The sequence below is a fragment of the Priestia sp. P1_B12_1 genome (assembly GCF_056406695.1).
On record NZ_JBFTZR010000019.1, the window covers coordinates 25,551 to 33,564 of the forward strand.

At 35.6% G+C, this 8,014-nt stretch carries 11 protein-coding genes; 2 read left to right on the top strand and 9 right to left on the bottom strand.

Annotated elements, in window-relative coordinates; genetic code table 11:
• Position 1: 1 nt before the first annotated feature.
• Genes moaD through AC1D0Y_RS26920 form a run of 5 tightly spaced genes read right to left on the bottom strand, consistent with a single transcriptional unit; the run spans position 2 to position 3,519 of the window.
• The gene (gene moaD / locus AC1D0Y_RS26900; RefSeq protein WP_216141281.1) at positions 2-235 is read right to left on the bottom strand and encodes a molybdopterin converting factor subunit 1; all 234 of its coding nucleotides are present in this window, start codon (positions 233-235) and stop codon (positions 2-4) included.
• A 3-nt stretch (positions 236-238) separates the two neighbouring features.
• Positions 239-703, bottom strand: a complete 465-nt coding sequence (locus AC1D0Y_RS26905) for a molybdenum cofactor biosynthesis protein MoaE (RefSeq protein WP_477708158.1) — start codon at positions 701-703, stop codon at positions 239-241.
• Entirely contained in the window at positions 684-1,232 is a 549-nt protein-coding gene (gene mobB / locus AC1D0Y_RS26910) for a molybdopterin-guanine dinucleotide biosynthesis protein B (protein WP_477708159.1), read from the bottom strand. Before mobB ends, AC1D0Y_RS26905 begins: the two co-directional genes overlap by 20 nt.
• Positions 1,193-2,485 carry a molybdopterin molybdotransferase MoeA gene (locus AC1D0Y_RS26915; protein WP_477708160.1) on the bottom strand — a complete coding sequence of 431 codons (1,293 nt, stop codon included), beginning with the start codon at positions 2,483-2,485 and terminating at the stop codon, positions 1,193-1,195. Before AC1D0Y_RS26915 ends, mobB begins: the two co-directional genes overlap by 40 nt.
• Positions 2,486-2,502: 17 nt before the next feature.
• Positions 2,503-3,519, bottom strand: coding sequence for a molybdopterin-synthase adenylyltransferase MoeB (locus tag AC1D0Y_RS26920; protein ID WP_477708161.1), 1,017 nt, complete (start codon positions 3,517-3,519; stop codon positions 2,503-2,505).
• 233 nt (positions 3,520-3,752) lie between these two features.
• Between AC1D0Y_RS26920 and AC1D0Y_RS26925 the strand changes: the two genes are divergently transcribed.
• Positions 3,753-4,253, top strand: coding sequence for a MogA/MoaB family molybdenum cofactor biosynthesis protein (locus tag AC1D0Y_RS26925; protein ID WP_477708162.1), 501 nt, complete (start codon positions 3,753-3,755; stop codon positions 4,251-4,253).
• On the top strand, positions 4,250-4,828 hold the full coding sequence (locus AC1D0Y_RS26930; protein WP_477708163.1) for a molybdenum cofactor guanylyltransferase: 579 nt from the start codon (positions 4,250-4,252) through the stop codon (positions 4,826-4,828). Before AC1D0Y_RS26925 ends, AC1D0Y_RS26930 begins: the two co-directional genes overlap by 4 nt.
• Before the next feature lie 73 nt (positions 4,829-4,901).
• On the opposite strand, the gene moaC is transcribed toward AC1D0Y_RS26930, so the two are convergent.
• From moaC to AC1D0Y_RS26950, 4 genes are all read right to left on the bottom strand, one after another.
• A complete protein-coding gene (gene moaC, locus AC1D0Y_RS26935) occupies positions 4,902-5,387 on the bottom strand; it encodes a cyclic pyranopterin monophosphate synthase MoaC (protein ID WP_477708164.1) in 486 nt (161 codons plus the stop codon).
• Positions 5,388-5,631: 244 nt separating this feature from the next.
• Complete coding sequence (moaA, locus tag AC1D0Y_RS26940) at positions 5,632-6,648, bottom strand: GTP 3',8-cyclase MoaA (protein WP_477708165.1); 1,017 nt, start codon at positions 6,646-6,648, stop codon at positions 5,632-5,634.
• 62 nt (positions 6,649-6,710) lie between these two features.
• The gene (gene fdhD / locus AC1D0Y_RS26945) at positions 6,711-7,499 is read right to left on the bottom strand and encodes a formate dehydrogenase accessory sulfurtransferase FdhD (protein ID WP_477708166.1); all 789 of its coding nucleotides are present in this window, start codon (positions 7,497-7,499) and stop codon (positions 6,711-6,713) included.
• An 83-nt stretch (positions 7,500-7,582) separates the two neighbouring features.
• Positions 7,583-8,014, bottom strand: a 432-nt coding sequence (locus AC1D0Y_RS26950; protein ID WP_477708167.1) for a P-loop NTPase, incomplete at its 5' end; no start/stop codon positions are given.

Consider the following 8,014-nt stretch of genomic DNA (forward strand, 5'->3'; position numbering starts at 1 on the left):
TTTATCCACCACTTACTGGAGGGATAAAGGCAATTATGTCTTGATCTTTTAATATCTCATCATCTGCTACAAAGTTCTCATTAACAGCTATCATGCAGTGATTAAAAGGTACAGAAGGGTACGTACTTTGAATATATTGCTTTAGATGCGAAACAGTTATATTCTCTTTTTCAACTATTAATCGTTCTAAACCAATCTCTTCTTTTATTCCCGCAAAAAATAAAATTGTAATCATATTCTATTCCCCCTTACTTGGTCTTCCTTCTGCGTATAGATTCTTTTCTAATTGATCTCCAATCCACATAGTCCCGTCTTCCCAAAATTCTTTTTTCCAAATAGGTACAATTTGTTTGATTCGTTCAATTGCATATTCGTTGGCTTCGTATGCAGTTTTACGATGAGGTGAGGACACTGCGATAACAACGGCTATATCTGTTATTTCTAGCTTACCTACTCTATGAGTAATAGCCACCCAACTGTCTGGCCATTTATTTTTAATTTCTTCACCTATTTGACTCAACATTTTTACCGCCATTGTATCGTATGCTTGATATTCAAGGGACAATGTTCTCTTCCCTTTTGTAAGCTCTCTCACCGTTCCAATAAAGAGTGTAATGGCCCCTGCTTCTCTTCTCGAAACTTGATTGGTTACTTCTTCTACCGATATAGGGTCATGTACTATTTTAAACAAGTTCTGGTCCACTTTTTTTCACTACCTCTTCTATCAAAAAATCTATATAAAACTTTTCCTCATCTAATTGAAAAACTCTATATTTTTTTAACGCCTCCTTATCCAACTTAATATGACTAATCACACACTTAATATTTGTCAACGAATGGAGCAATGAAAGATCCTTTTGGCTTCGAACCAACACCACTTTCGGGTAATGCTTCTGCTTATATCCTTCAATAAAAATGACCTGAGGAGAAAAAAACTCATATAATTTAAGACTTTTCTCAAGGCTCCAATTGTCAACCTTAGCAGATAATTGTAAAACTCCGTCACCTTCTACACTAGACACAATAGCACCTGCTTTATAATGACGTATGCTATCTTTAGATTTTGAAGAACATATATTGTCTGGAACGCCTCCGTGCCCATGGTGTTTAATTGATGCCACTCTCACTCCCTCTTGTTTAGCTTTAGCAATTAGTTTTTCCACGAGAGTCGTTTTACCACTATTTTGATATCCTACAATCTGTATGATGGAACAATGTCCTCCCAAGGCCATTCACTCCCTTGCACATCTTCCAATAATAGAATATCCACAACCATTCCCTTTTGATAGCCTCTTGTCCCACCTGGGAGAGTAATAAATATATCTGTTCTCGCTAAAGAAGAAACCGCACTAGATTTATTAAAACCTGAAGGAACAACAATTAACTTCCCTTTATTATAGGAGAGTTCTCCTCTTATAAATCGGGTAAAGGGATTAGGTTTTGTAAAATCCTCCCCTAACCAAGCGCTTTCTTTTTTGAGATGCGGACGGTCATTAAATAAGAACAATCGAATGACAGGTCGAAGAAATAATTCACACCCAACGTAACAAGCAGATGGGTTTCCTGATAAACCAAATAATAGTTTTCCATTTAATTGCGCAACGGTTGTTACACTTCCAGGTCTCATCGCCACTTTATTAAAAAGGACCGAAGCTCCCAGTTTATCATAGATAGCTGGCAAATAATCATAGTCGCCTACTGATACCCCTCCTGTTGTAATGAGCATATCTACTTCGGATAGAGCATGCTTAACAGCCATAAAACAAGTATCAAAATCATCACTTAATTTTCCGAAATACTTACCTTCTCCTCCAGCTCTTTCAATTTGAGAAAGAATCATATACGCATTGCTATTTCTAATTTTTCCTGGTGTAAGTTGTTCACTTACTTCAAGAAGTTCACTCCCCGTAGCTAAGACTCCTACTACGGGCTTTTTGGCAACAGGTACCTCGTTGTATCCAAACGTTGCTAATAACGCTAGAATGCCCGGATTAATATAGGTGCCTCTCTTGGCTAAAATCGTACCTTTTTTTGTATCTTCTCCCTCAAAGGAGATGTTATCCCCTTTGTTGAAAGAACGTTTAACCTCAATAAATTTTTGATTACTTTCTGTATATTCCCTCGCTAATTCAAACATGACTACAGCGCTACAGTTCTCGGGGATTTGAGCACCCGTCATAATTCGAACAGCTTCAAGCTCTCCAACTTTTCCATTAAAAACTGTGCCAGCACCGATTTCTCCTATCACTTTTAATGACACTGGATGATGTGAAGTAGCCGTTTTCGTATCTTCTGACCGAACAGCAAATCCATCGTATGGCGAACGATTAAATGAAGGGATATTGTGATCAGCTATAAGGTCTTCGGCTAAAAACCTACCATTGGCCAATTCGAGCGATACCATTTCCATCTTACCATGCCTAGCATATTGCATCACTTTACGTACACATTCTCCTACAGGAATAGGGGTCCTTTTTTCTACCATAACTATCACTCCTTCTCTTAGCCTAGTAGGCGATAATAAAGACTTTTAGCAAACTGTATGTTATTGGTTCCATGAATAAACACACGTCCATCTCTAAATATAACTAAACGATAATTCTGAAGCTGACAGGATACTAAATAAGGATTTCTAGTTACTATACCGTGAGCTTTTAATTGTTTTTCTATTTGTTCAAAGCTATATTCAATATTTCTAGCAGCCCTAATTTGAACTGTATTTCGTCCGCATAATACTTCTGTTTTTGTTTGATTCTCATACGATAAATAAGGGTAAGTTCTAACTGTTCCACATGTTGGGCAACTTTCTTTCTTTATTTTCTCTAATTTAAAAGTGTAATGTTGGTTACTCCATACATCAAATGTCAAAAAGGTTTTTCTCAGCGTTGCAAAATCATCTACAAGAATTTTCAGCGCTTCTGCTACTTGATAAGCAGAGACAATTTGAACAGCAGGACTAATAATACCTGACGTATCACATGTTGCACCGCCAATAGGAACTTTCTTTAGAATACAATGCAAACATGGCGTTCTACCGGGAATCACCGTATAGGTAGCTCCATAACTTCCCACGCATGAGCCATAAATCCATGGAATATTGTATTTATGTGAAAGATCATTTAAAATAAATCGAATGTCGAAATTGTCTGTACCATCAATCAGCACATCGACATCACTTAACAAGTTTTCTAAATTATTGGGAGTTGCATCCATAACAAGCGATTTAATTTCAACTTTTGAATTGATTTGTTTCAAATGCTTTCCGGCAGCTATGGCTTTTGGAATTTGACCCTCAGCATCATTCTCATTATATAGCTGCTGACGTTGTAAATTGCTCCATTCAACATAATCACGATCAATAACAGTCAACTTTCCAATACCTGCTCGTACAAATGCTTCAGCTCCAGCACTGCCCAATGCCCCGACCCCTACAATTAGTACATGCTTATTTCCAATTTTCTCTTGTCCCGTAGAGCCTATCTGTTTGAACAGTTGTTGCCGTGAATAACGATCAGTCAACGAACTCTCTTCCTTTCTTTTGAACAATATTTATTCTATCCCACGTTACATCACCTATTTATACACATTCTGAAATTGATATTTAATCTTTGATAATCTCCTTATATTAAGTATAAAATAACAATCTAAGTGTTTACGTAATGTATTTACGAAAAGAAAGAATCTAATGATGATGTTAAAGTAACCATATGTTTAAAAATCTGTCTATCTTTAAGAGGAGTGTCTCGAGAACTATGCATAACCATGATTCAAATCAATCAATCCCAGTTGGCACAGCAGTATTAACAGTTAGTGATACAAGAACACCACACGACGATAAAAGTGGAAAAGAAATTCAACATCTTCTAACAAAGCAACAGCACATCATACATGAATATTGCATTGTTAAAGATGAGATTTCATCTATTACTTCCACAGTTAAATCTTGGTGTAACAACCCACATATTCAAGTCATTATTATAACCGGAGGCACAGGATTCACGCCTCGAGACGTTACATATGAAGCTATTTCAAATTTACTTGAAAAAGAAATGCAGGGATTTGGAGAACTGTTTCGCTCTTTAAGTTACACAGAAATTGGCCCTAAAACTATGTTTAGTAGAGCCATAGCAGGAAGTTTTAATAAAAGAGCGATTTACGCACTACCAGGTTCTACAAATGCTGTAAAATTAGCCGTGAACAAACTTATTTTGCCGACATGTCAACATTTTGTAGAGGAATTGCATAGACAATGAAAATCGCAGGCATTGTTTTAGCTGGCGGAAAGTCCTCACGTTACGGCAAACCCAAAATGTTTGAAACATATCAGGGTAAATACTTTTATCAACATAGTGTAGAAGCATTAAAGCAAAATTCACTTTCTCCCATTGTCATTGCTACAAATGAAAATTTAATCTCTTATTTTGAGCAAGATGATGTAGATTTTATTGTCGAAAAAGAATCGGAAACATACCAAGGTCCTTTATTCGCGATATATAATGCACTATCAAAGATTTCTAATGTAGAATGGTATTTTGTGTTATCATGTGATACTCCCTTTATTACTTCTGCTTTTGTAGACAACATGATTCACTTAACGAAAAACAATTACTATGATGCTATTGTGCCAACTCAATCAGGTCGCATACATCCACTTTTAGCTCTTTACCATCGACGGAGTCTGCTGAAAATGGAACAACTATTAGCAAAAGACAAGCGAAAAATGCAATTATTGCTAGATGAAATAGCCGTATTAACCGTTTCTTTCCCTACTGAAGATGAGTTGTTTATCAATATTAATAAACCAAAAGATTGGCATAAATATCAATAAAGAAATTAGTTTGGCACAACATGTGAACATAGTGATTACACTATGTTCACATGTAAATCAGCCAAGAAAGCAATTACAATTTATGAAAAAAGTCTCCACTTTTCCCACCCTTTTTTTGCACTAAAAATGTTTCTTTAATGATCATTGTTTTATCAACAGCTTTACACATGTCATAAAAAGTAAGAGCAGCAATAGATACGGCAGTTAAAGCTTCCATTTCGACCCCTGTTTTCTCACTGCACTTAACTGTGGCTTGTATAATTAAGTCATATCCATTGTCTGTTTTTTGATAATTAAATGTGAAGTCACTTCCTTGAAGCATGATTGGATGGCACATTGGAATAATATCTGCTGTTTTTTTAGCAGCCATAATTCCGGCAATCTGTGCTACTTGAAGAGGATCTCCTTTTTTTATTAATCCATTTTCAATTGCTTCAAATAGTTCATTTGATAAAGAAATGGTGCTTTGGGCAATAGCTACCCTTGTTGTAATTTCTTTTAGAGAAATATCGACCATCTTAGGTCGGCCTTCTTCATTCCAATGTGAAAAAGTGTTCATCATTTGCCTCCCACAAAATAGGACTAACTCACAAGATTTATAAACATACTTTGCAAGTCAGTCTCTTTTTCTAACTAAAATGATTTATCTACTAAAGTTATGGCTTTCAATTATTCGTAAAAGTAGAAACACTAGGTGAATAAAACTAATCTTATTTCTTCAATAGTATTTATTTTTAAAATACAATACATTACGAAAAATTAATAAAGATATAAAGTAAATCTTCATCAACATGCTTAGAGTTTTAACCACCAATATGTGACATTTCCACCTTTGAAATGTTACCTCTATTACTACCCTTTGCTCGCTCATCGGAATAACGATCCTTACGGTGGTTCCATATATCAGTAATTTTATTGGTAACTACTACGTCTGATTCTTCCGAACGCAGCAAATGACGAAGGTCATACCCTTTTGATGCAAATAAACATGTATACAATTTTCCTTCAGCAGAAACTCGAGCCCTTGAACAGGTTGAACAAAAAGAATCGGTCACAGATGAAATAATTCCAATTTCTTGATCACTGTCTACATATCGATACCTAGTTGCTACTTCTCCAATATAATTAGGCTCAACTGGTTCAAGTGGCATGACTGCTCCAATCTGATTCAAAATATCTTGTTTGGTGATAACTTCTGCCATTCTCCAACCATTTGAATTCCCAACATCCATATACTCAATAAAACGTAGCGTATGTTTATTTTCTTTAAAATATCTTGCCATTGGAACGATATCTTGATCATTTTTCCCTTTTTGAACCACCATATTTACTTTTACTTTTAGCCCTGCATCAGAAGCTACCTGAATTCCTTCTAAAACTCTTGCAACCTTGCTTTTATTTCCATTTAATTGATTGAAGCGTTCATCATCTAAAGAGTCCAAGCTGACTGTTATCCGTCTTAAACCAGCATCGAATAGAAGAGGTCCAAACTTTTTAAGAAGAGATCCATTGGTTGTGATAGCAATATCTTCTACACCATCTATGGAATTCAAACGATAAATTAATTCAGGAAGATTCTTACGTAACAGAGGTTCTCCTCCCGTAATTCGAATTTTGCTGACGCCTAACGAAACAAATATACGAGTCAAGCGCTCCATCTCATCAAAAGATAAAATCTTATCAGAAGGTAAAAAAGGATAATTGTGACCAAAAATTTCTTCTGGCATGCAGTAGCGACAGCGAAAATTGCATCGATCAGTTACAGATAAACGTAAATCTTTTAATGGGCGTTGTAATTTATCTAAAATAATACCTTCCACCTTCTTCACCTCTCTTTCAAAATATAAAAACTAACAATATCTACAGTTAATTTTTCTTGTTTTTATAAAATTCTTTCTGGACATGTATAAATATTAAAAGATCGGTTTCGGATGAACCCTACTGTCGTAATTCCCAGTTCTTCTGCTAACTCTAGTGCTAATGCAGTAGGTGCGGATTTCGAAAGAACGATTTCACAACCGATTTTCGCTACTTTCAATAGAATTTCTGATGATATGCGTCCACTGAAAACAATAACCTTATTTCTAATTGAGATATCATTTTTTAGGCAATATCCGTATATTTTGTCTAAGGCATTATGCCTTCCTATATCCATGCGACTTAGCATAAACTCTTCCGTATCGCATAAGGCTGCATTATGAACCCCACCTGTATCCTGAAAAATAGTAGCTGAATCTTGTAATTTCTTCATTAGATTCAGACAATCATCTGATGAAATACGAACTTGAATTTCATTCATCTTTTTAGCAGTTAATGCATCATTAACAAAGACAAACCCTTGTCTACTCATTCCGCAACAAGAAGTAATGTAACGCTTGTTTTGAAAGCTTTGGTAATAGGGATTTAGCTTATCTATTTTCACATGTACATATCCTTCTTTTTCTTGAAGCCAAATGTCTTTAATCTCCTCATATTTTCTTATAATTCCTTCTGATGCTAAGTAACCGACAACCATATCCTCAATATATTCTGGCGTACAGACCATCGTAACAAATTCTTGCTCATTAATTTTTACTGTAACAGGAAATTCTGTAACAATTATGTCTTCAGCATGTTGAATATACCCATTTTCAAATTTAAGGATTTCTCTCTTTTCCACTGTTGGTTTCATATAACACCCCTCCTTCAAAATATATTTTGATAAAAGAATTCTATAACCTTCCATATATGAAAATTCACTAGTATTATGCAGAATTAGCGTTGTAATAATTGTCCTCTATGAATAATATCTTGAGCTAACGAAGTAAACATTTCACCAGTAAGTGAATCCTCATCATAGACATTTGAATCTTTATTTTCTTCTCGCTTTGCAAAAGGAATTCTTGCAATGACTTCCGTTTTTAGTTGTTGGGATACCCTGTCACCCCCGCCTTTTCCAAACAGGTAGTTCCGTGAACCATCTTGTTCTTCATAATAGGCCATATTTTCAACCACACCTAACACTTCGTGTTTTGTATGCTTAGCCATAGCTCCTGCTCTTGATGCCACAAAAGAAGCAACACTATGAGGAGTCGTGACAATAATTTCTCTTGCCTGAGGGATCATGGCAGCTACATCAATAGCTACATCTCCTGTGCCAGGAGGTAAGTCTAAAAGAAGATAATCTAACTCTCCCCAATGTGTATT